Origin of the sequence: Streptomyces erythrochromogenes, assembly GCF_040684695.1 — a bacterium.
GTDB lineage: Bacteria > Actinomycetota > Actinomycetes > Streptomycetales > Streptomycetaceae > Streptomyces > Streptomyces erythrochromogenes_C.
This window is the reverse complement of record NZ_JBFBGM010000001.1, coordinates 376745-398438: the sequence shown is the minus strand read 5'-3', so window position 1 is coordinate 398438 and position 21694 is coordinate 376745. Positions and strand designations below refer to the sequence as shown.

Genomic DNA, 21694 nt, shown 5'->3' with positions numbered 1-21694 from the left:
TGGGACACGCCCACGGATCCGAGCACGAAGAATTTCACGAGTTCCCCCTGTGCGCGCGCACAGCTCCACCCGGCGGTTGGTCCCCAGTTGTCCTGGCCCGCCGATGTACGGAGCGTCATCCTAAGCGGTTCATACGACCATTCCGTCGGAACGGGTCGGGGCGGCCCGGCCGGGCCCGCGCGGTGGAGCGGAGGGGCCGGGTCCGGATCACACCCATCCGAGGCGGGCCGCGCGCAGCCCCGCCTCGAACCGGCTGCGGGCGCCCAGCCGTTCGATCAGCGAGGCCATGATCCGCCGGGCGGTGCGGGCGGAGATGTGCAGCTGTCCGGCGGCGGACTCGTCGGTGTGGCCCTCGGCCAGCAGGCCCAGCAGGGAACGTTCCTGCTCGGTGGGGACGTACACGGCCTCCGACGGATCCGCGCCCAGCGGTACGGCCGCGCCCCACTCCCGCTCGAAGAGCGCGACCAGCGGGGCGATCATGCCGGGTGCGGTGAGGAACAGCGCCCCCTGCCGGCTGTCCGCCGGGTCGATGGGAACGAGGGCCTGGTTCCGGTCGACCACCACCATCCGGGTCGGCAGCGCGGCGACCGTGCGGAAGGCCCCGCCGCCCTCGACCAGCGCCCGGCTGTAACCCAGGGTGCCCGGATCCTCCCGTACGAGGTCCAGCCCGATGGTGCGGATGGCGACGCCGCGGCCCAGCACGAGGGCGTCGTTGCGGGCGGCGGCCTCCAGCGCGGCCGCGGACTGGGGACCGCCCGGCATGAAGGTCAGCACCTCCCTCCCGGCCTCCAGCGCAAGGCGCTCCAACCGCCTTTGCACGGCGTCGAGTCCGGCCAGCCGCTCGACGCCCTCGGCCGGGCGGCCGCCGGAGCCGGCGCCCGCGAGGATCCGGACCAGGGCCTGCTGGTGGCCGGCGGCCCGACGGTGCCGGCGCACCAGTTCCTCGTACTGCTGGTCCAGGAGCCGCTGCATCCCGAGAACCGGGTCGACGACGGTGAAGCCGCCGGGCGTCTCGAAGGACGCCTGGACCAGGCGCAGCTCGAAGAGCCGGTCGAGGCAGTCGCGGACCCGGTCGGGCTCCACGCCGAGCCTGGCGGCGAGTTCGGCCAGGCCCAGTTCGGGCCGGGCCAGCACCTCCTCGTACACCGTCTGGTCGAGCTCCTCCAGGTCGAGCGTCACGGACATCGGTCCCCTTCTTCGCTTGCGGTCGTCCCCGTCGATCTGCGAGCAGCCTGCCCGCCGGAGATCTACGTGCGATAGACGCGCCCTCTACGCGCGTCGACGCGGTTCGGACGGGAGCCCGGCCGGGGCCCGCTGTCCCAAAGCGTCCTGGCCGCTTCCGCCACCCCTGAAAGCGTTCCCCCAGGTCAACACCGTGGCCAGGATGGAGTCGTGCCGCTCGGCACCCCTTCCCCACTCCCGATGAGGGCACCTCCATGACTTCTCGCGTCCGCACCACCGTCCGTCCGGTCCGCACCGCTGTCACGACGGTCGCCACGGCCGTCGCGGCCGTCGCGGCCGTCGCGGGGGCCGTCGCCGCGGCCGTCGCCTGCGCCGCGCTCGCGCTGACCGCCGGCGGGCCGTCCGGTGCGGGCACGGCCGGGGCCGCCACCGCCCTGGCGGCTCCGGCGCCGTCCCCGGCCGCCCCGGGCGCGGTGGCGTACGGCCTCATCTGGGACTGACCCGGGCTCGTGGAGCTGACCCTCGTCTCTCTCGTTCCGCCCGGGCCGGGCCCCGGTCCCGGCCCCGCGGACGAACGCCGCCTGCTCCGCCTGCTGTGGGGCGCGGCCCGCCCAGGGGAGCGGCTGGAGCACATCAGCGTGCGGAGCGGTCCGCGCGGCGTGGACCTCGGACTCTTCACCGTGGCCACGCCCGGGACGACCGCCGCGGAGGCCGCCCTGGCCATCTGCCGCCGCGCCCTCGCGCCCCCCTCCCCCTTCCACGGCTGGCACCTCGCCACCGGATCCACCAGCCTCGCGCGACCCTGCGCGATCCCCACCACCACGACGTGACAGGAGCACCCGTGACCAACCCCTTCGAGGACGACGAAGCCACCTACTTCGTCCTCGTCAACCAGGAGAACCAGCACTCCCTGTGGCCCGCCTCGATCGAGGCGCCCCCCGGCTGGACGGCCACCCACGGCCCGGCCGGTCGCCAGGACTGCCTGGAGCACATCGAGAAGACCTGGACCGACATGCGTCCGGCCGGTCTGGTCGCCGCCCTCGGTGAGGTCTGAGCCGATGACCGTCCAGCGCACCGCCCGTCCCCGGCACTACCTGATGTGCCGCCCCTCCCACTTCACCGTCGACTACCGCATCAACCCCTGGATGGACCCGGCCAAGCCGACCGACACCGGTCTGGCCGTCCTGCAGTGGGAGCGGCTGTACTCCCTCTACCGGGAGCTCGGGCACACCGTCGACCTGATCGACCCGGTTCCGGGGCTGCCCGACATGGTCTACTCGGCCAACGGGGCCACCGTGCTCGGCGACCGCGTCCTGATGGCCCGTTTCCGCCACCCCGAGCGCGCCGCCGAAGCCCCCGCCTACCAGGCCTGGTTCGAGGCCAACGGCTACACCGGGGTGGTCGCCCCGGAGCACGTCAACGAGGGCGAGGGCGACTACCTGGTCGCCGGGTCCCGGATCCTGGCGGGCACCGGCTTCCGCACCGACCCGGCCTCGCACGCCGAGGCCGAACGGGTCCTCGGCGCACCGGTGGTGGGCCTGACCCTGGTCGACCCGCGCTTCTACCACCTGGACACCGCACTCGCCGTGCTCGACGACGACGAGATCATGTACTTCCCCGGTGCCTTCTCGGCCGAGTCGCAGGCGGTGCTGCGCGAGCTGTACCCCGACGCGCTGCTGGCGACGGAGGAGGACGCCGAGGTCTTCGGGCTGAACGCGCTGTCCGACGGGCGCAACGTGCTGCTCGCCGAGGCCGCCCGCGGGCTCGCGGACCGGCTGGCCGAGCGCGGTTTCACGCCGATCGGCGTCGACCTGTCCGAACTGTTCAAGGGCGGCGGCAGCGTCAAGTGCTGCACCCTGGAACTGCGTCACGCCGCCGTACCGGCGCCGGTCGCGGGCGGTGCCGCATGAGCACCCGTCCGGACACCACCCCCACCGCCCCCACCACCGCGTTCGCGGGCGTCCTCGACTGGCTCTTCGAACCCGGCGCCCCGGCCACCGTCCGCGCCTCCGGGCCGGCCGACGCGGCCGCCGCGCGGGACTGGCTCGCCGAGCACGCCGCCGAACTGCGCGCCGGGCTCGACCGGTTCGGCGCCGTATACGTGAGCGGGCTGCCGGTCCGCAGCGTCGACGACTTCGCCGTCGTGCGCGACGAGCTGGTCCGCCGGGCCACCCCCTACCGCGAGAAGGCCACCCCCCGCAGCGACTTCGGCTCCGGCGTCTTCTCCTCCACCGACCTGCCCGCCGCGCAGGCGATCCGCCCGCACAACGAGAACAGCTACACGCTGACCTTCCCCGGCCTGCTGCTCTTCGGCTGCCTGACCGCCCCCGAGGAGGGCGGCGCGACACCCGTCACCGACTGCCGCGAGGTGCTGCGCTCGCTCCCCGCCGCTCTGGTCGAGCGGATGCGCGCCTCCGGCTGGGTCCTGACCCGCACCTACTCGGAGACCCTCTCGGTCGCCTGGCAGTCCGCCTTCGGGGCCACCACCCGCGAGGAGGTCGAGGCGTACTGCGCCGAGAACGCCATCGCCTGCGCCTGGGACGAAGAGGGCACCCTGCGCACCAGCCAGGTACGGCCGGGCATCGTCCGCCACCCGCGGACGGGCGACGAAGTCTGGTTCAACCACATGGCGTTCTGGAACCGCTTCTCGCTGGACGAGGAGCTGCGCGAGGTCCTGCTGGACGAGCTCGGTCCCGGGGGGCTGCCCTTCGACACGGGTCTCGGTGACGGGGTCCCGCTGACGGAGGCGGACCTGGCGGAGGTCAACGCCGCCTACGAGCGGGCCACCGTACGCCGCGCCTGGCAGCCGGGGGACCTGCTGATCGTCGACAACGTCCTGACCGCGCACGGCCGCGACCCCTTCCGCGGCGACCGGCGGATCGTCGTGGCCATGGGCGACCCGGTCGCGGTGGCGGACTGCTCCCCGACCGTCGCCCCGCGCGCCGGGACCGTGGCGGAGGTGTCCCGTGGCTGAGCCGACGAACCCGGTGCACCCGGCGAACCCGGTGAACCCGGTGAACCTGGTGGAGCGGTTCCTGGAGACCGCCCGCACCTTCCCCGGCCGGGCCGCGGTGCACGCCTCGGACGGTGCCCTGACCTTCGGGGAACTGGCCGGGCGCACGGCCCGGCTGGCGGCGGCGCTGCGCGCGCTCGGCGTCCGCCCGGGCGACCGGGTCGGCGTGAGCCTGCCCCGCGGCACGGGCTGGGTCGTGGCTCCGCTGGCGGTGTGGCGGGCCGGTGCGGCCTACGTGCCGCTGGACCCGGCGTACCCCGGGGAGCGGCTCGCGCACATCGCGGCCGACGCCGGGCTGCGTGCGGTGGTCGCGCCGGCGGGGGCCGCGGCCGAGTGGGCCGAGGGCCTGCCGGTCGTGGCCCCGGACACGGCCGCCCCGGACACGGCGGCCGATGACACGGCGCACCCGGACACCGAGCTCTCCGGCCGGGCCGGGCACCCGGCCACCTCGGCGTACGTCATCCACACCTCGGGCTCCAGCGGACCGCCCAAGGGCGTGGAGGTCACGCACGCCGGCGTCGCCGCCCTCGTCGCGGGCCTGGAGGAGCGGGGCGTCTACCCGTCCGGGCACCGCGTGGTCGCCTGGAACGCCAGCCTGTCCTTCGACGCGTCCGTGCAGCAGTGGGTCCGCGTGTGCCGCGGCGACACCCTGGTCGTCCTGGACGACGAGGACCGCACGGACCCGGCCCGGCTGGACGCGCTGCTCGACGCGTACGGCGTGACCGACCTCGACTGCACCCCCTCGCACTGGCGGCTGACCGGTCCCGGGCTGCGGCCCGGGCGTCCGCTGCGGCTGCTGCTGGGCGGCGAGCCGGTGCCGGCGGCGATGTGGCGGGCGCTGGCCGAGGACCCGGCCGTGGAGGCCTGGAACCTGTACGGACCGACCGAGTGCACCGTCGACGCCACCGCGACGCGGATCACCGGGGCCGCCCCGCGCCTGGGCGAGCCGCTGGCCGGGGTCCGCGCCCAGGTCCTCGACGAGGGGCTGCGGCCGGCCACCACGGGCGAGCTGTACCTGTCCGGTCCGGGCGTGGCCGTCGGCTACGTCGGCCGGCCGGGGCTGACCGCCTCGCGGTTCGTCGCGGACCCGTTCGCCACCGACGGCAGCCGGATGTACCGCACGGGCGACCTGGTGCGCTGGCGGGCCGACTCCGGTCTGGAGTTCCTGCGCCGCACCGACCGCCAGCTCAAGGTACGCGGCTTCCGGGTGGAGCCGGGCGAGCTGGAGGACCGGCTGCGCAGCCACGCGGCGGTGGAGGCGGCCGTCGCCGTGACCCGGACCGGGCCGGACGGCGACACCCTCCTCGCGGCGTACTGCGTCCTGGCCCCCGGGGCCGGCGTGACCGACGCGGAACTGACCCGGCACTGCGGGGCGGCGTTGCCCGCGTACTTCGTGCCGTCCGTCTTCGTCACGGTCGACGCGCTCCCGCTGACGCCGAACGGCAAGGTGGACACCGAGGCGCTGCCGCCGCTGCCGACGGCCCCCGCGGCCGGGGCGGAGCCCTCCGGGCGGGCCCCCGAGGGCCCGCTGGAGGAGCTGATCGCGGCCGTGTGGGCCGAGGTCCTGGGCCGCGACGGCGTCGACGCGGAAGCCAACTTCTTCGCGCTCGGCGGCCATTCGCTGCTGGCGCTGCGCGTGGTGTCCCGCCTGAAGAAGAACGCCGGGATCGCGCTGCGGACCAAGGACGTCTACCGCTTCCCCGTCCTCGCGGACCTGGCCCGGCACGCGCAGTCGGTGCACGCCCTGGCCGCCGGGGAGGCATCGTGAGCGTCCTCGACACCACCGCGGTGCGCCTGAAGGAGACCCGGGAGGGCGCACCCACCCTGGTCTGCCTGGCCTTCTGCGGCGGGGGCACCGCCACCTTCCACGACTGGATCCCGGCCCTGCCGGACGGCGCCGGCCTGGTGGCCGTCTGCTATCCGGGGCGCGAGGGCCGCTTCGCCGAGGAGTTCGCCCGTACCTGGGACGAGCTCGCGGCGGACGCCGCCGCCGGGGTCGCGGCGGTGGCCGGGCAGGGCCCGTACGTCCTGTTCGGGCACAGCATGGGCGGCTGGATGGCCTTCGACGTCACCGTACGGCTCGCCGCCGCGGGCGCGCCCGCGCCGCGCGCCCTGGTCGTCTCCGCCTGCAACGCCCCGGACCGCGGGGTCACCGACCGGGACCGGTTCCTGGCGCAGGGACAGCGCGACGACGAGCTCCTCGGCTGGATGAGCACCCACGGCCTGCTGCCCGAGCACGTCCTCGAAGAGCCCGAGCTGACCGATATGGCCGTGGAGCTGATGCGGGCGGACCTGGCCGCCCGGGACACCTTCACCCACACCCCCGGTGCCCGGACCGGTGTCCCGGTCCAGGTGTTCTCGGGGGATGCGGACCCCGTCATCGGCGAGGACGCGGGTCCGCGCTGGGCGGCGCTGACCGACGGCCCGTTCCGCCACGACGTCCTGCCCGGCGGGCACTTCTACACCCCGCAGGTGTGGCGGGGCCTGCCCGCCCGGATCACCTCCCTGACGACGGGGGCGGCCCCGGCCCCCGCCACCTCCGTGTCCGCCACCTCCGAATCCGCCCCCTCCGTGTCCGCCCCCTCCGAATCCGCCGCCCCGCGAGGGACGGCGGCCCCATGACGAACGGCAGCTCCATGACCTTCTCCCCCGCCTTCGGCATCAGCCACGTCGAGTCCTACGTCGCCGACCTCGCGTCGGCGGCGGCCGAGATGACCGGCCGCTTCGGTTTCCGTGCGGTCGCGCGCGCCGCGTCCGCCGACGCGGAGTCCCTGCTCCTGCGCCAGGGCCGGATCTCCCTGGTCCTCACCCAGGCCCGCAGCCCCCACCACCCGGGCGCCGCCTATGTCCTGGCCCACGGCGACGGCGTCGCCGACATCGCGCTGAGCGTGCCCGACGTGGCCGCCGTCTTCGACGAGGCGGTCTCCCGCGGGGCGGTCCCCCTGGCCGTGCCGCGCCGGGACGCCGACGGCCGTACCCGGGCCGTGGTCGCCGGGTTCGGCGACGTCGTGCACACCCTGGTCGAGCCGGGCCCGGCCGGCCTGCCGGCGGGCTTCACCGCGCTGCCCGACGCCGCCGCACCGGACGCGGACGGCGAACTCCTGGAGGAGCTGGACCACTTCGCGGTCTGCCTGCCCGCCGGGGAACTCGCCCGGACCGTGGAGTTCTACACCCGTGTCCTCGGCTTCCGCATGATCTTCCAGGAGCTCATCCGGGTCGGCGCGCAGGCCATGGACTCCAAGGTGGTGCAGAGCGCCTCCGGCGAGGTCACCCTGACCCTGATCGAGCCCGACACCTCCGGGGAGCCGGGGCAGATCGACCGGTTCCTCGCCGAGCACGGCGGCCCGGGCGTCCAGCACATCGCCTTCGCCTCCCGCGACGTCGTCCGGGCGGTCGGGGCGCTGCGCGAGCGCGGCGTGGAGTTCCTGAGCGTCCCCGACGCCTACTACACGATGCTGGAGGAGCGGCTCGACCTGGCCCGGCACTCCACGGCGGAACTCCGGCGCATCAGCGTCCTGGTCGACGAGGACCACGACGGGCAGCTCTTCCAGATCTTCACCCGCTCCACCCACCCGCGCCGCACCCTCTTCCACGAGGTGATCGAGCGGTTCGGCGCCCGTACCTTCGGCAACGGCAACATCAAGGCCCTGTACGAGGCCGTCGAGGCCGAGCGGCTGGGCGCCGGAGAGGTCCTGCGGTGAGCGCCGGTCACGACGTGGCACCCGTCCCGGTCCGGCTGGAGGACTTCGCCGGTCCCGCCCGCAGGTCCCTGCCCCCGGAGGTGTGGGACTTCATCGCGGGCGGCAGCGGCGAGGAGCTGACCCTGGCGGCCAACCGGGCCGCCCTGGACCGGATCCGCCTCGTCCCCCGCGTCCTTTCGGGCCCCGCGGCCCTCGACACCTCGGCCGAACTCCCGGGCGGGCGGGCGGCCCTGCCCGTGGCGGTGGCACCCATGGCCTACCAGCGGCTGATCCACCCCGAGGGCGAGCTGGCCACGGCTCGCGCGGCGGCGGCCGCCGGGGTGCCGTTCACCCTCAGCACGCTGAGCAGCGTGCCGGTGGAGGAGGTCACGGCGCTGGGCGGGGTCACCTGGTTCCAGCTGTACTGCCAGCGGGACCCGGGGGTCACCGACGAGCTGGTGCGGCGGGCCGAGGACGCCGGCTGCGCCGCGGTGATGGTCACGGTCGACGTTCCCTCGATGGGCCGGCGCCTGCGCGACCTGCGCAACGGCTTCGCCCTGCCCGCGGGCGTGGCGGCCGCCCACCTCGACCCGGCCGCGGGCCGCCGGGCGGCCGAGCGCCGGGCCGGGACGTGCGCGGTGGCGGAGCACACCGCCGAGTCCTTCGCCCGCGGGCTGGGCTGGGGCGACCTGGCCCGGCTGCGCGAGCGCACGGAGCTGCCGCTGATCGTCAAGGGGATCCTCGATCCGGGTGACGCCGCGACCGCGGCCGCGGTCGGTGCGGACGCCGTCGTCGTCTCCAACCACGGCGGCCGCCAGCTCGACGGCGCGGTGGCCAGCGCGGACATGCTGCCCGCGGTCCGGGAGGCGGTCCCGCCGTCCTGCCGGCTGCTGCTGGACAGCGGGATCCGCGGCGGGACCGACGTCCTGAAGGCGCTGGCGCTCGGCGCGGACGGGGTGCTGCTGGGCCGGCCCGTCCTGTGGGGCCTGGCCTCGGACGGCGCGGACGGCGTGTCGCGGGTGCTGGAGCTGCTCGCGGCCGAAGTGCGCTCCGCCCTGGAGCTGTCGGGCTGCGGCACTCCCGCCGACGCGCCCTGGCTGACGACGCTGGGGGCGGGCCGGTGACCCGCACGGCCGTGGCCCTGGACCGGGCCGACCTGCACGCGTCCCTCGCGGACCCCGCGCTGCTGTCCATGACCTTCCTCAACGAGATCGCGGGACGCTTCCCCGAGGCGGTCTCCTTCGCCCCCGGGCGGCCCACGGAGGATTTCTTCGACCCGTCCGACCTGCACCGCTACCTCGACGCGTACATCCGCCACCTCATCGCGGAGAAGGGCTACGACGGGGCCGGGGTGCGGCGGGAGCTATTCCAGTACGGCCGCACGAAGGGCGTCGTGCACGAGCTGATCGCCCGTCACCTCGAACACGACGAGGGCATCGTCTGCGACCCGGAGGCCGTCGTGGTCACCGTGGGCGCGCAGGAGGCGCTGTGGCTCGTGCTGCGCGCCCTGAAGGCAGGCCCCCGCGACGTGGTGCTGGCCCTGGACCCGACGTACGTCGGTCTGACGGGCGCCGCCCGGCTGCTGGACCTCCCGGTGCGCTCGGTGCCCGAGGGCCCCCGCGGGGTGCGTCCGGAGCAGGTGCGCGAGCGGATCCGCGCGGTCCGAGCGGCCGGGGAGCGGCCCCGGGCGCTGTACCTGGTGCCGGACTTCTCCAACCCGAGCGGCCACTCCCTGGACACGGGGACCCGCCGGGAGCTGCTGGAGGTCGCGGAGCAGGAGGACGTGCTGCTGCTGGAGGACAACCCGTACGGGTACTTCCGGGCGGCGGACGGCTCCCGGCCGCCGACGCTGAAGGCCCTCGACACCGGGCAGCGGGTCGTCTACCTGGGCTCGCTGTCCAAGACCTGCTTCCCCGGCGCCCGGGTGGGCTTCGCCGTCGCGGACCAGCGGGTCACGGGGGCGGGCGGCCCGGCGCTGCTGGCCGACGAGCTGGCCCGGGCCAAGAGCATGCTGACGGTCAACACCCCGCCGGTGACCCAGGCGCTGGTCGGCGGGATGCTGCTGGAGCACGGCGGCAGCCTGCTGGAGGCCAACCGCCGCCAGATCGAGGTCTACCGGCGCAACCTGCGCGCTCTGCTGCAGGGCCTGCACCGGCGCTTCGCCGGGACCCCCGGGGTCCGGTGGATCTCCCCCGCGGGCGGCTTCTTCGTCGTGCTCGACGTGCCGTTCCCGGTGACCGACGCCCTGGTCGAGGAGGCCGCGGTCCGGCACGGGGTGCTGTTCACGCCGATGCGCCACTTCAGCGGCCAGGAGCGGGCCGGGCGCCAACTGCGGCTCTCGTGCTCCTCCTTGGACCCCGACCGGATCGAGGACGGGCTCGACCGGCTGGCGGCGCTGATCGACGAGCACGGCGCGGCGCCGGATGCCTGAGCCCGTCACCCCGCCCGCACCCCTGCCCCCTCACCCCGTCCCCTCCCCCGAAGGAACGTCCATGCACACCGACGACGCGCCCGGACCGCAGCATTCGCTCGTCCGGCCCCTGATCCGCGCCGTCCGGCGCGACCCCGCGGCCGTCGCCGTCGTCGACGGCGGCGTCGCCCGCACGTACGGCGAACTCGACCGGCTGTCCGCCGAGATCGCGGGCGGCCTCGCCGCCCGCGGCCTGGGACCGGACGACGTGCTCGCCGTCCACGGCGAACGGTCCTGGGAGCGCTGCGCCGCGGTGCTCGGCGCCTGGCGGGCCGGCCTCGGCGTGGTCTGCGTCGACCCGGGCATGCCCGCGCCGCGGGCCGCGCGGATCGCCCGGCCGTGCGCCCTGCTGGTCCGTCCCGACCACGCGTCGCCGACGGGGCTCGGCCCCGCCGAGGTCTCCTACGGCGAGCTGCGCGGCGCCCCGCTGGAGGAGCTGCGCGAGGGGACCGTCGGGTACGTCATCCCCACGTCCGGATCGACCGGTGAGCCCAAGTCGGTGGCCGTCCCCCCGTCGGTGCTGGCCGCGCTCGGCGACTGGCACGTGCGGCACTGGGCCCACGACCGCCCGCCGCACACCCTCCAGGCGGCCTCGATCGGCTTCGACGTGGGCTACGAGGAGATCGTCACCACCTGGCTGGCCGGCGCCGCGCTGGTCGTGGTCTCCGACGCGCAGCGCCAGGACCCCTTCGCCCTGATCGACCTGATCCGCGAACAGCGCGTCGCCCGGCTGTTCCTTCCGGTGGTGGGGCTGCACGCGCTGGCCACGGCCGCCGTGTTCGAACCGGACGCGATGCCCGACCTGCGGGAGATCGCGGTCGCGGGCGAGCGCCTCGTCGTCAACGCCGAGGTGCGGGAGTTCTGCGCGGCGGCCGGGGTCGCCCTGGTCAACGAGTACGGGCCCAGCGAGACCCACGTGGTCACGCAGTACCGGCTGGACCCGCGGGAGGCCGCGTCCTGGCCCGAGCACCCGCCGGTCGGCGGCGCCGTCGCCGGGGCGGAACTCCTGCGCGAGGCGGACGGGGTGCTGCGGCCGTTCGCGGCGGGCGAGGAGGCGGAGCTGGTCGTCGGCGGGGGCAGTGTCGGCCTCGGCTACCTGGGCGACCCGGACCTGACCGCGCGCCGCTTCCGGACCCTGCCCCACCGCGACGGGACCCCGCGCCGTACGTACGCGACGGGGGACGTCGTCCGGTTCGACGGGGCGGACTTCCACTTCGTGGCCCGCGCCGACGACCAGCTCAAGGTGAGCGGGTACCGGGTCGAGCCCGGCGAGGTCGAGGCGGTCCTGGGCGCGGTCCCGGGGGTCCGCAGGGCCGTGGTGGTGGCGGTGGAGGTGGCGGGCTCGCGCCGGCTCGCGGCCGTGTGGACCCCGACGGGGCGGGCGGACGGCCCCGGGCCGCAGGAGCTGGCCGCGGCGTGCGCGGAGCGGCTGCCCGCCTACATGGTGCCCCGGCACTTCCGTCCCGTGGAGGACCTGCCGGTGACCGCCAACGGCAAGGTCGACCGGGCCGCCCTGCGGGCGCTGTTCGCACCGGCCCGCACCGCCGTCTGACCAGCACGCCGGGGCCCGTGGAGGCCCGCGGCGAACGAGAACGAGGAAGACCATGAGGGGAATTGACGTGACCGAGGCGGAGCGGATCCTGTGCGGTGTCCTGGCGGACCTGTTCGCGGTCCCGGAGGTCGGCCCGCAGGACGGCTTCGTCCGGCTCGGCGGTGACAGCATCATCGCCGTGCAGGTGGTCGGCGCGGCCCGCCGCGCCGGGCTGCGCATCACCGTCCGGGACGTGCTGACCCTGCCGGACGTGGCCGCCTTGGCCGCCGCCGCCCTGCCGTCGGCCCGGTCCGTCCGGCCGGGCGCAGACGACGGGGTCGGGCCGGTCCTGCCGACCCCGGTGATGCGGTGGCTCGACGAGCGCGGCGGCCCCGCCGACCGCTACTACCAGTACCTGGTGGTGCGGACCCCGGCCGGACTGACCGGGCAGAGCGCGGCCGAGGTCCTCCAGGCGGTCCTGGACCGGCACGACATGCTGCGCGTGGTCCGGGACGGCTCCGGCTGGCGGACCCGCCCGGCCGGGTCGGTGAGCGCCGGGCAGTGCCTGCGCCGGGTGGCGACGGAGGGCCGTGAGGCCACCGTCGAGGAGGTCGCGCGGGAGGTGCACGCGGCCCGCGACCGGCTCTCGGTGGAGGGCGGGGTGATCGTGCAGGCCGTCTGGTTCGACGCCGGGGCCGGGCTGCCCGGGGCACTGGCCCTGGTCGTCAACCACGTGGTCGTGGACGGGATCTCCTGGCGGGTGCTGACCGGCGACCTCGGCCGGGCCTGGGAGGCGGTGGCCGCCGGACGGGCCCCCGCCGGCGCCCTCGACCCGGTCGGCACCTCGTTCCGCCGCTGGTCCGAGCTGCTCGCCGCGGAGGCCGCCGGCGGGCGGACCGCGGCCGAAGCCCCGTACTGGAGCGGTGTGGTGCGGCCGGGCGCGGGCATCGCGGGCCGCCGCCCGCTGGATGCGGCCCGCGACCACGAGGACCGCGCCGCGCACCTCGCCCTGAGCCTGCCCGCGGCGACGGCCGGGCCGCTGCTGACGTCGGTGGCCGACCGGCTGGGCGCCGACGCCAACGAGGTGCTGCTGACCGGGCTCTCCCTGGCCCTGGCCCGGTGGCGGCCCTGCGGCCCGGAGGTCCTGGTGGAGCTGGAGGGCCACGGCCGGGAGGACATCGGCGCCGAGGCCGACCTCTCCCGTACCGTCGGCTGGTTCACCACCCTCTTCCCCACCCGCTTCGCCCTGGACGGCCTCGGCGCGGCGGACGCCGAGGAGGGCGGCCCCACCGCCGCCGAGGCGCTGCGGCGGGTCCGGGAGCAGCTGCGGGCGGTCCCGCGCAAGGGCATCGGGTACGGCCTGCTGCGCCACCTCGACCCGGCGGCCGGCGAGGGGCTCGCCGCGGCGGAGCCCGCGGGCCTCGGTTTCAACTACCTGGGCCGGCTGGGCGGTCCGGGCGGCGGGGGCGACTGGCAGCTGCTGCCCGCCCACGGGGCCCGGCTCGACGCCCCCGGGCCGGGCATGCCGATGGCGCACGCCGTCGAGGTGAGCGCCTTCGTCCTGGAGTCGGCGGACGGGCCCGTCCTGCACGCCGACTGGGCCTGGGCCGACGGCGTCCACGACGAGGCGGAGGTCCGGGCGCTGGCCGAGGGCTGGTTCCGGATGCTCGGCGCCCTCGTGGCGCTCGCCGACCGCACCGGCCCCGCGGTCCCGTCCACGGTCCCGACCGCCGTCCCGCCCGCCTCCGGCCTGGCGCTCGACGCGATCGGCCAGGACGAACTGGACGACCTCGCGGCCTCCCTCGGCCTCCTCTGACCCCGACCGGCCCGCACCCCACCCCCGCACCCCGCCCCGCCGCCCCGCCCCGCCAAGCCGCTCCTCTCCGACGGCCTCCCAGAAAGCGACACATCAGCCATGAACACCAGCCGGCCGGCCATCGAGGACGTCCTGCCCCTCTCCCCGCTCCAGGAGGGCATGCTCTTCCACTCCGGGTACGACGAGGACTCCAAGCACCTCTACATCGCCCAGTTCACCGTCGACCTGGACGGGACGCTCGACGCGGGACGGCTGCGCCGGGCCGCCGGGGAGCTGCTGCGCCGCCACGCCAACCTGCGGGTGGTCCTCACCCACCGCAAGAACGGCGATCCCGTCCAGGTGGTCCGCCGGGACATGGAGCCGGCCTGGCAGGAGCACGACCTCGGCGCCCTGCCCGCCGGGACGGCCGCGGAACGGGCCGCGGAGCTGACGGAGGAGGACTGGGCGCGGGGCGTCGACAGCCGCCGCCCGCCGCTGCTGCGGTTCACGCTGCTGCGCCTGTCGGACGACCGGCACCGCCTCCTGGTGACGGCTCATCACATCCTGTTGGACGGATGGTCGTTCGGGCTGCTCTTCCGCGAGCTGTTCACCCTGTACGCGGGTGGCGAGCCGGAGCCGGTGCGGCCCTACCGGGAGTACCTGGCGCACCTGGCGGGCTGCGACCGGCCCGCCGCCGAGGAGGCCTGGCGCACCGCCCTGGCCGGTCTCGGCGCACCCGGCCGGATCGCGGACGGCGCCGGCCGGGTGGCCCCCGGGGCCACCCCCGAGGACGTGGTGGTGCGGCTGGACGAGGAGCGGACCGCGGCGCTGACCGCGCGGGCCCGGGACTGCGGGCTGCTGCTGACCAGCGTGGTCCAGGGTGCCTGGGCGGCGCTCATGGCCCGTGCCACCGGGCAGGACGACGTGGTCTTCGGTCTCACGGTCAGCGGCCGGCCCGCCGAACTGCCGGGCTCGGACCGGATGATCGGCATGCTGATCAACACCGTGCCCGTGCGGGCCCGGATCGACGCGACCGCCCCGCTGCGCCGGGTCTGCGCGGAGCTCCAGCGCGAGCGGGCCGAGCTGGTGGACCACGACCACCTGGGGCTGACGGAGATCCAGAAGCTGGCCGGTTCCCCGTCCGCCCTCTTCGACACCAACCTGGTCTTCGAGAACTTCCCGATGAGCGACTACGCGCTCGACCTGCCCGGCTTCGGCCTTGAGGCACGGATCCGGTTCCGGGACACCACGCACTTCCCGCTGACCCTGGTGGTCGAGCCGGGCACGTCCCTCGGGCTGCGGCTGAGCCACCACCCCGGGCTCATCGGCACCGGGCGGGTACGGGAGCTGGGCGAGCGGCTGGTGCGGCTGCTGGAGCGGTGGACGGCCGACCCGGACGCGCCGGTGGAGGTCCTGGACGCGCTGACCGCGACCGAGCAGCACCGGGTGCTGGCCGAGTGGAACGACACCGCCGCCGCCCTCCCGGAGACGACGCTGACCGCGCTGCTCGCGGAGCAGGCGGCCCGGACCCCGGACGCCACCGCCGTCGTCTTCGAGCGGGAGGCGCTGACCTACCGGGAGCTGGACGCGCGGGCGGGCCGCCTCGCGGACGTGCTCGCGGCCCGCGGCATCGGACCGGAGAGCCTGGTCGCGGTCGCGGTGCCGCGCTCCCTCGACCTGATGGTCGCCCTGTGCGGGGTGCTGAAGGCGGGGGCCGCCTACCTGCCCGTGGACCCCGATCAGCCCGCGGAGCGCAACCTCCAGATCATGGCCGACGCCGCCCCGGCGCTGGTGCTGAGCACCGGCTGGCAGGCGCCGGGGACACCGGTGCTGCGGCTGGACGCCCCGCTCCCCGCCGCGGATCCCGCACCGCGGCCGGCGGTGCTGCCCGACCACCCGGCGTACGCGATCTTCACCTCCGGTTCCACCGGCCGCCCCAAGGGGGCCCTGGTCCCGCACCGGGCCATCGTCAACCGGCTGGAGTGGATGCAGCGGGAGTACGGCCTGGGGGCCGGCGACCGGGTGCTGCAGAAGACTCCGAGCGGCTTCGACGTCTCGGTGTGGGAGTTCTTCTGGCCGCTGCTGACCGGGGCGGCCCTGGTGGTCGCGAAGCCCGGCGGCCACCAGGACCCCGCCTACCTGGCCGACCTGATCGCCCGGGAGTCCGTCACCACCGCGCACTTCGTGCCGTCCATGCTGGAGGTGTTCCTGCGCGAGCCCGCCGCGGCGGACGCACGCTCCCTGCGCCGGGTGATCGCCAGTGGCGAGGCGCTGCCCGCGCACACCCAGGACGCCTTCTTCCGGGTCCTGCCCGGCGCGGAACTGCACAACCTGTACGGCCCGACCGAGGCCGCGGTCGACGTCACCCTGTGGCCCTGCCGGGCCGGGGACGCCACCGTGCCGATCGGCCGGCCCGCCGCCAACACCCGTACGTACGTCCTCGACGGCCGGCTCGCCCCGGTGGCGCCCGGTACCGCGGGCGAGCTGTACCTGGCCGGGGTGCAGCTGGCCCGCGGCTACCTCGGCCGGCCCGCTCTGACCGCCGACCGGTTCGTGGCCTGCCCCTTCGAGCCGGGGGCCCGCATGTACCGCACGGGCGACCTGGTGCGCTGGCGGGCCGACGGGGTCCTGGAGTACCTGGGCCGCACCGACGACCAGGTCAAGATCCGCGGCTTCCGCATCGAGCCCGGCGAGGTCCAGAGCGCGGCCGCCGGCTGCGCGGGCGTCTCGCACGCGGCGGTCGTCGTCCGCGAGGACCGCCCGGGCGATCCCCGGCTCGTGGCGTACGTGGTGCCCCGCCCGGGCGCCGCGCCGACCGCCGCCGGGGTGCGCGGCGAGCTGGCCGCCGCGCTGCCGGAGCACATGGTCCCGGCCGTGGTCGTGCTGGACGGGCTGCCGGTGACGGCGAACGGCAAGCTCGACCGGCGGGCCCTGCCCGCCCCCGCCCTGCGCGTCGGCGGCCGCGCCGGCCGCACCGAGCGGGAGCGGATCCTGACGGGCCTGTTCGCGTCGGTACTGGGCCTGCCCGAGGTGGGCGCCGACGACGACTTCTTCGAGCTGGGCGGCCATTCCCTGCTGGCGATGCGTCTGGTGGCGCAGATGCGCGGGGCGTTCGGTGCGGAGCTGGGCATCCGCGAGGTGTTCACCGCCCGCACACCGGCCGCGCTGGCCGCGCTGGTCGACGGCGCGGGCCGGGCCCGCCCCGCGCTGCGGCCGCAGGCCCGCCCGGCGCGTCTGCCGCTCTCCCCGGGGCAGCGCCGGCTCTGGTTCCTGGACCGGATGGAAGGGTCCGACCCGGCCTACCACAGCGTGGTCGCGGTCCGGCTGGACGGTCCGCTCGACGTGGCCGCGCTGCGCGGCGCCCTGGCCGACCTGGCCGAACGCCACGAGGTCCTGCGTACGGTCCACCCGGCCGCCGACGGCGAGCCCCGGCAGGTCGTCCTGCCCCCGGCCGCGCCCGTCCTGGAACTCCTCGACGCGGCCGGCGCGGACATCGACGAGATCGCCGCGCGCCCCTTCGACCTTGCCACCGACACGCCCTTGCGGGCCGCACTGCTGACGGCCGGGCCCGAGCGGCACACCCTCGTGCTGGCCCTGCACCACATCGCCACCGACGGCGAGTCCTGGGGACCGCTGCTGGGCGACCTGTCGTACGCCTACGCGGCCCGCACGGGCGGCGGCGCCGAGCCGCGCCCGCCGCTGGCCGTGCAGTACGCCGACTACACGCTCTGGCAGCGCGCCCTGCTGGACGGCGTGGCCGAGGAGCAGCTGTCGTACTGGCGCACCGCGCTGGCGGGGCTGCCGGAGGAGCCGGTGCTGCCCACCGACCGGCCCCGGCCGGAGGTGGCCGATCCGGCGGGCGCGGCCGTCGCCTTCGGCCTGGACGCCGCCCTGACCGCGCGGGTGGAGGGGCTGGCCCGGGCGCACGGCTGCACCGTCTTCATGGTGCTCCAGGCCGCGCTGGCGGTGGTGCTGTCCCGGCTCGGCGCGGGGACCGACGTGCCCCTCGGCACGGTCGTCGCGGGCCGCTCCGACGAAGCCCTGGACGATCTGGTGGGCTTCTTCGTCAACACCCTGGTCCTGCGCACCGACGTCTCCGGCGACCCGACCTTCGCGGAACTGCTGGAGCGGGTGCGTGAGGGCGACCTCGCGGCCTTCGCCCATCAGGACGTGCCCTTCGAGCAGGTCGTCGAGGCGGTCAACCCGCGGCGCTCGCTCTCCCACCACCCGCTGTTCCAGGTGGCGCTGACGATGCGCCGGGCGGCCGCCGCCGGCCCGGAGCTGCCCGGGCTGACGGCGGTGGCCGAGGAGGTGGACGCAGCGCGGGCCGAGTTCGAGCTGGCCCTGCAGTTCACGGAGGCGGCCCGGGCCGGCGAGGGGCTGAGCGCGGTCGCCAAGTACCGTACGGAGCTCTTCGACGAGGCCACCGTGCGCGCCCTCGTGGAGCGGCTGCGCGAGGTCCTGGCGGCGGCGGTACGGGCGCCGCGCGGCCGGCTCTCGGCCCTGGAGGTCCTGCTGCCGCGGGAGCGGCAGCGGCTGCTGGCCGACTGGCAGCCGCCGGCCGCCCCCCGGGCGGGTACGGCGGTGCACCTGGAATTCGCCCGGCGGGCCGCGCTGCACCCGGCCACCGTGGCCCTGGTCTCCGGCCCCGACGCCATCACCTACGGCGAGCTGGACCGGCGCGCCGACCGGTTGGCGCGGCGGCTGGCCGGCCTCGGCGTCACCGCCGAGACCCCGGTGGGCGTGCTGATGGGGCGCTCCCCCGAGGTGGTCGTGGCGATGCTGGCCGTCCTCAAGGCGGGCGGCGCCTACCTGCCGCTGCACTCCGGGCAGCCCGCCGCGCGCACCCGGCGGATCCTGGACGCCGCGGGCTGCTCCGTGCTGCTGGTCGACGAGGCACACGCCGGGCTCGCCCCGGAGGGCGTGCGGACCGTCCCGGCCGGCGCGGCGCAGGCCCCCGGCGCCCTCGCGGACGCCGGCGGGTTCACCCCCGCGCCGTGCCCGCCCGGGCAGCTGGCCTACCTGATGCACACCTCGGGCTCGACCGGCGAGCCCAAGGGCGTCGCCGTCACCCACGGGGACGTCCTGGACCTGGTGGCCGACCGGGGCTGGCACACCCGCGGCGCGGAGCGCGTCCTCTTCCACGCGCCGCACGCCTTCGACATCGCCGACTACGAGCTGTGGGTGGCGCTGCTGTCGGGCTGGCGGGTCGTCGTCGCCCCCGAGGGCGAGCCGACGGTCGCCGGGCTGGGCGCCCTGGTCCGCGGGGCGGGCATCACCGCCGTGCACCTGACGGCCGGTCTGTTCCGCGTGGTCGCCGAGGAGGACCCCGGCCTGCTGGCCGGCGTCCGCGAGGTGCTGACCGGCGGCGACGTCGTGAGCCCCGCCGCGGTCCGCGCCGTGCTGGCCGCCTGCCCGGACACTGTGGTCCGCCACCTGTACGGGCCCACCGAGGCGACCCTGTGCGCGACGTCCCACCTGATCACCGCCGCCGCGGACGCCGAGGGCCCGGTGCCGATCGGGCGCCCCCTGGACGGCACCCGTGCGTACGTGCTGGACGGGCGGATGCGGCTGGTGCCGCCGGGCACCCCGGGCGAGCTGTACCTCGCCGGTGCCGGTGTGGCGCGCGGCTACCACCGGCGTCCCGCGGCCACCGCGGAGCGGTTCGTCGCCGACCCGTTCGGTGCGCCCGGGACGCGCATGTACCGCACCGGCGACCTCGCCCGGTGGCGGGCCGACGGGCTGCTGGAGTTCCTCGGCCGGGCCGACGAGCAGGTGAAGGTCCGCGGCTTCCGCGTGGAGCCCGGCGAGGTCGAGGCCGCGCTGGCCGCGTGCCCGGGCGTCCGCCAGGCCGTGGTCGCCGTACGGACGGCCGCCGACGGCGAGAAGCGCCTCGCCGGGTACGTCGTCGGGAAGGTGTCCGGGCCGGGGGTGCGACGCCGGCTGGAACGGCTGCTGCCGGACTACATGCTGCCCTCCCGGGTGACGGTCCTGGAGGCGCTGCCGCTCACCCCGAACGGCAAGGTGGACTACCGGGCCCTGCCCGAGCCCGCGCGGGACGTCTCCGGCGGGCGGGCTCCCCGTACACCCCGGGAGGAGATCCTGGCGGGGCTGTTCGCGGAACTGCTGGGGCTGGACGCCGTCGCCGTCGACGCGGGCTTCTTCGAGCTGGGCGGGCACTCGCTGCTGGCGACCCGGCTGGTCAGCCGGATCCGGACGGCGCTCGGGGTGGAGCTGTCGGTGCGGGAGGTGTTCCGCGCGCAGAACGTGGCCGCCCTCGCGGAACTGGCGGGGCGCGCCGAGCGGGCGCGGCCGCCGCTGCGCCGGGCCGAGCCGGGGCAGCCGGTGCCGCTGTCGTCGGCGCAGCACCGCCTGTGGTTCGCACACCAGGCGGAGGGCCCCTCGGCCCACCACAACGTGCCCTTCGCGTACCGGCTGTCGGGCCCGTTGGACCCGGCCGCGCTCGGTGCGGCGCTCGGTGACCTGGTGGCCCGGCACGAGGTGCTGCGGACCGTCTTCGACGAGCACGGGGGCGAGCCGGTGATCCGGGTGCTGGCGGACGCCGCGGCCGAGGTGCCGCTGGAGGTGCGCCGGGCCGCCGACCCCGTCGAACTGGCGGACGCGGTACGGGAGGTGTCGGGGCACCGCTTCGACATCGCCGCCGAACTCCCGCTGCGGGCCCGCCTCGTGGAGGTGGGCGAGCGGGAGTGGGTGCTCGTGCTGGTGGTGCACCACATCGCCACCGACGGCTGGTCCTGGGGCCCGCTCCTGACCGATCTGGGCACCGCCTACGCCGCCCGGTGCGCGGGCACGGCGCCCGCCTTCGAGCCGCTGCCGGTGCAGTACGGGGACCACACCGTCTGGCAGCGCTCCGTGCTCGGGGAGGAGGGCGATCCCGATTCCCTGCTGGGCCGTCAGCTGGACTTCTGGGCCGAGGAACTGGCCGGGTCCCCGGCCGAGCTGGTCCTTCCGTACGACCGCCCGCGCCCGTCCGTCGCGAGCTTCGCCGGGGGCTCCGTCCCCCTGGAGCTGGACGCCGAGCTGCACGGACGGCTGCTGGAGGTGGCCCGCGCGCACGGCTGCACCCTCTTCATGGTCCTCCAGGCCGGCCTGTCGGTGCTCCTGTCCCGCCTCGGCGCCGGCACCGACATCCCCATCGGGACCGTCGTCGCCGGCCGCACGGACGAAGCCCTCGACGACCTCGTCGGCTTCTTCGTCAACACCCTCGTCCTGCGCACGGACGTCTCGGGGGATCCCACCTTCGCCGAACTCCTCGGCCGGGTGAGGGAGACCGACCTCGCGGCCTACGAGCACCAGGACGTGCCCTTCGAGCGGGTGGTGCTGGCCGTCAACCCGGAGCGGTCCCTCGCCCGGCACCCGCTGTTCCAGGTGCTGCTCCAGGTCCAGAGCGAGCCCCCGGCCCTGCCCCGCCTGACGGGCCTCGCGGCCCGGCCGCACCCCGTCGAGTGGGCGGTGTCCAAGTTCGACCTCGGGGTGGACCTCGGGGAGCAGCGGGCCGCCGACGGCGGCCCGCTGGGACTCACCGGTGAAGTCACCTACGCCACCGAGCTGTTCGACCGTGCGAGCGCCGAGCGGCTGGCGGCGGACCTGGCCCTGGTGCTGCGCGGTCTCGCGGCCGCCCCGGAGCGGACGGTCGGCTCGGTCGACGGCCCGGCCCCGCGCGCGGCCGCGGCCGGACCCGCCGTGCCCGGGCCGGCCGCCGTCCCGGGCGGCAGCACCGAGGACCGCGTCCGCGCCCTGTACGCCGAGGTCCTCGACCGGGACGAGGTCGGCCCGGACGACAACTTCTTCGCCCTGGGCGGCCACTCCCTGCTCGTCACCCGGCTCATCAGCCGGATCCGGGCCGAACTCGGCCGGGAGCTGAAGATCCGCCAGCTCTTCCAGCACCCGACCCCGGCCGGTACCGCCGCCCTGCTCCCCGACGCGCCGAAGGCCCGTCCGACGCTCCGCCGCGCCTCCGATGCCTGAGCCGTCCCCCGCTCCCGCCCCCGCCCCCCGTACC

The 21694-nt window shown here is 76.2% G+C and carries 14 protein-coding genes; 13 read left to right on the top strand and 1 reads right to left on the bottom strand.

The features are described from left to right. Nucleotides 1-207 precede the first annotated feature (207 nt). Nucleotides 208-1185 carry a LuxR C-terminal-related transcriptional regulator gene (locus tag AB0O53_RS01640; RefSeq protein WP_350988806.1) on the bottom strand — a complete coding sequence of 326 codons (978 nt, stop codon included), beginning with the start codon at nt 1183-1185 and terminating at the stop codon, nt 208-210. 251 nt (nt 1186-1436) lie between these two features. On the opposite strand from AB0O53_RS01640, the gene AB0O53_RS01635 reads away from it, so the two are divergent. From AB0O53_RS01635 to AB0O53_RS01575, 13 genes are all read left to right on the top strand, one after another. Next, on the top strand, nt 1437-1682 hold the full coding sequence (locus tag AB0O53_RS01635; RefSeq protein ID WP_365192665.1) for a hypothetical protein: 246 nt from the start codon (nt 1437-1439) through the stop codon (nt 1680-1682). 9 nt (nt 1683-1691) lie between these two features. Further along, complete coding sequence (locus AB0O53_RS01630; RefSeq protein ID WP_365192663.1) at nt 1692-2012, top strand: hypothetical protein; 321 nt, start codon at nt 1692-1694, stop codon at nt 2010-2012. Nucleotides 2013-2023: 11 nt separating this feature from the next. Next, nucleotides 2024-2236, top strand: coding sequence for an MbtH family protein (locus tag AB0O53_RS01625; protein ID WP_359123028.1), 213 nt, complete (start codon nt 2024-2026; stop codon nt 2234-2236). Between the two features lie 4 nt (nt 2237-2240). Continuing rightward, nucleotides 2241-3092, top strand: a complete 852-nt coding sequence (gene ddaH, locus AB0O53_RS01620) for a dimethylargininase (RefSeq protein ID WP_365192661.1) — start codon at nt 2241-2243, stop codon at nt 3090-3092. Next, a complete protein-coding gene (locus AB0O53_RS01615; protein WP_365192659.1) occupies nt 3089-4156 on the top strand; it encodes a TauD/TfdA family dioxygenase in 1068 nt (355 codons plus the stop codon). Before ddaH ends, AB0O53_RS01615 begins: the two co-directional genes overlap by 4 nt. After that, nucleotides 4149-5963 (top strand): non-ribosomal peptide synthetase, encoded by a 1815-nt coding sequence (locus AB0O53_RS01610; protein ID WP_365192657.1) that lies wholly within the window; start codon nt 4149-4151, stop codon nt 5961-5963. Before AB0O53_RS01615 ends, AB0O53_RS01610 begins: the two co-directional genes overlap by 8 nt. Further along, nucleotides 5960-6817 carry a thioesterase II family protein gene (locus tag AB0O53_RS01605; RefSeq protein WP_350988791.1) on the top strand — a complete coding sequence of 286 codons (858 nt, stop codon included), beginning with the start codon at nt 5960-5962 and terminating at the stop codon, nt 6815-6817. Before AB0O53_RS01610 ends, AB0O53_RS01605 begins: the two co-directional genes overlap by 4 nt. Continuing rightward, complete coding sequence (hppD, locus tag AB0O53_RS01600) at nt 6814-7896, top strand: 4-hydroxyphenylpyruvate dioxygenase (RefSeq protein ID WP_350988789.1); 1083 nt, start codon at nt 6814-6816, stop codon at nt 7894-7896. The genes AB0O53_RS01605 and hppD overlap by 4 nt, the downstream gene beginning before the upstream one ends. Next, nucleotides 7893-8999: an alpha-hydroxy acid oxidase gene (locus AB0O53_RS01595; protein ID WP_435886571.1), complete on the top strand. Its 1107-nt coding sequence runs from the start codon at nt 7893-7895 to the stop codon at nt 8997-8999. Before hppD ends, AB0O53_RS01595 begins: the two co-directional genes overlap by 4 nt. Further along, nucleotides 8996-10306, top strand: coding sequence for an aminotransferase-like domain-containing protein (locus AB0O53_RS01590; protein ID WP_365192655.1), 1311 nt, complete (start codon nt 8996-8998; stop codon nt 10304-10306). Before AB0O53_RS01595 ends, AB0O53_RS01590 begins: the two co-directional genes overlap by 4 nt. 61 nt (nt 10307-10367) lie before the next feature. After that, nucleotides 10368-11897 carry an AMP-binding protein gene (locus tag AB0O53_RS01585; protein WP_350988783.1) on the top strand — a complete coding sequence of 510 codons (1530 nt, stop codon included), beginning with the start codon at nt 10368-10370 and terminating at the stop codon, nt 11895-11897. 52 nt (nt 11898-11949) lie between these two features. Then, nucleotides 11950-13692, top strand: coding sequence for a condensation domain-containing protein (locus tag AB0O53_RS01580; protein ID WP_365192653.1), 1743 nt, complete (start codon nt 11950-11952; stop codon nt 13690-13692). A 99-nt stretch (nt 13693-13791) separates the two neighbouring features. Further along, complete coding sequence (locus AB0O53_RS01575) at nt 13792-21660, top strand: non-ribosomal peptide synthetase (protein WP_365192651.1); 7869 nt, start codon at nt 13792-13794, stop codon at nt 21658-21660. Nucleotides 21661-21694 lie beyond the last annotated feature (34 nt).

What these genes read in the sequence shown, in the direction of transcription:
- AB0O53_RS01640 (WP_350988806.1), bottom strand. Translation starts at nt 1,185, where the DNA reads ATGTCCGTGACGCTCGACCTGGAGGAGCTCGACCAGACGGTGTACGAG.
- AB0O53_RS01635 (WP_365192665.1), top strand. Translation starts at nt 1,437, where the DNA reads ATGACTTCTCGCGTCCGCACCACCGTCCGTCCGGTCCGCACCGCTGTC.
- ddaH (WP_365192661.1), top strand. Translation starts at nt 2,241, where the DNA reads ATGACCGTCCAGCGCACCGCCCGTCCCCGGCACTACCTGATGTGCCGC.
- AB0O53_RS01615 (WP_365192659.1), top strand. Translation starts at nt 3,089, where the DNA reads ATGAGCACCCGTCCGGACACCACCCCCACCGCCCCCACCACCGCGTTC.
- hppD (WP_350988789.1), top strand. Translation starts at nt 6,814, where the DNA reads ATGACGAACGGCAGCTCCATGACCTTCTCCCCCGCCTTCGGCATCAGC.
- AB0O53_RS01585 (WP_350988783.1), top strand. Translation starts at nt 10,368, where the DNA reads ATGCACACCGACGACGCGCCCGGACCGCAGCATTCGCTCGTCCGGCCC.
- AB0O53_RS01580 (WP_365192653.1), top strand. Translation starts at nt 11,950, where the DNA reads ATGAGGGGAATTGACGTGACCGAGGCGGAGCGGATCCTGTGCGGTGTC.
- AB0O53_RS01575 (WP_365192651.1), top strand. Translation starts at nt 13,792, where the DNA reads ATGAACACCAGCCGGCCGGCCATCGAGGACGTCCTGCCCCTCTCCCCG.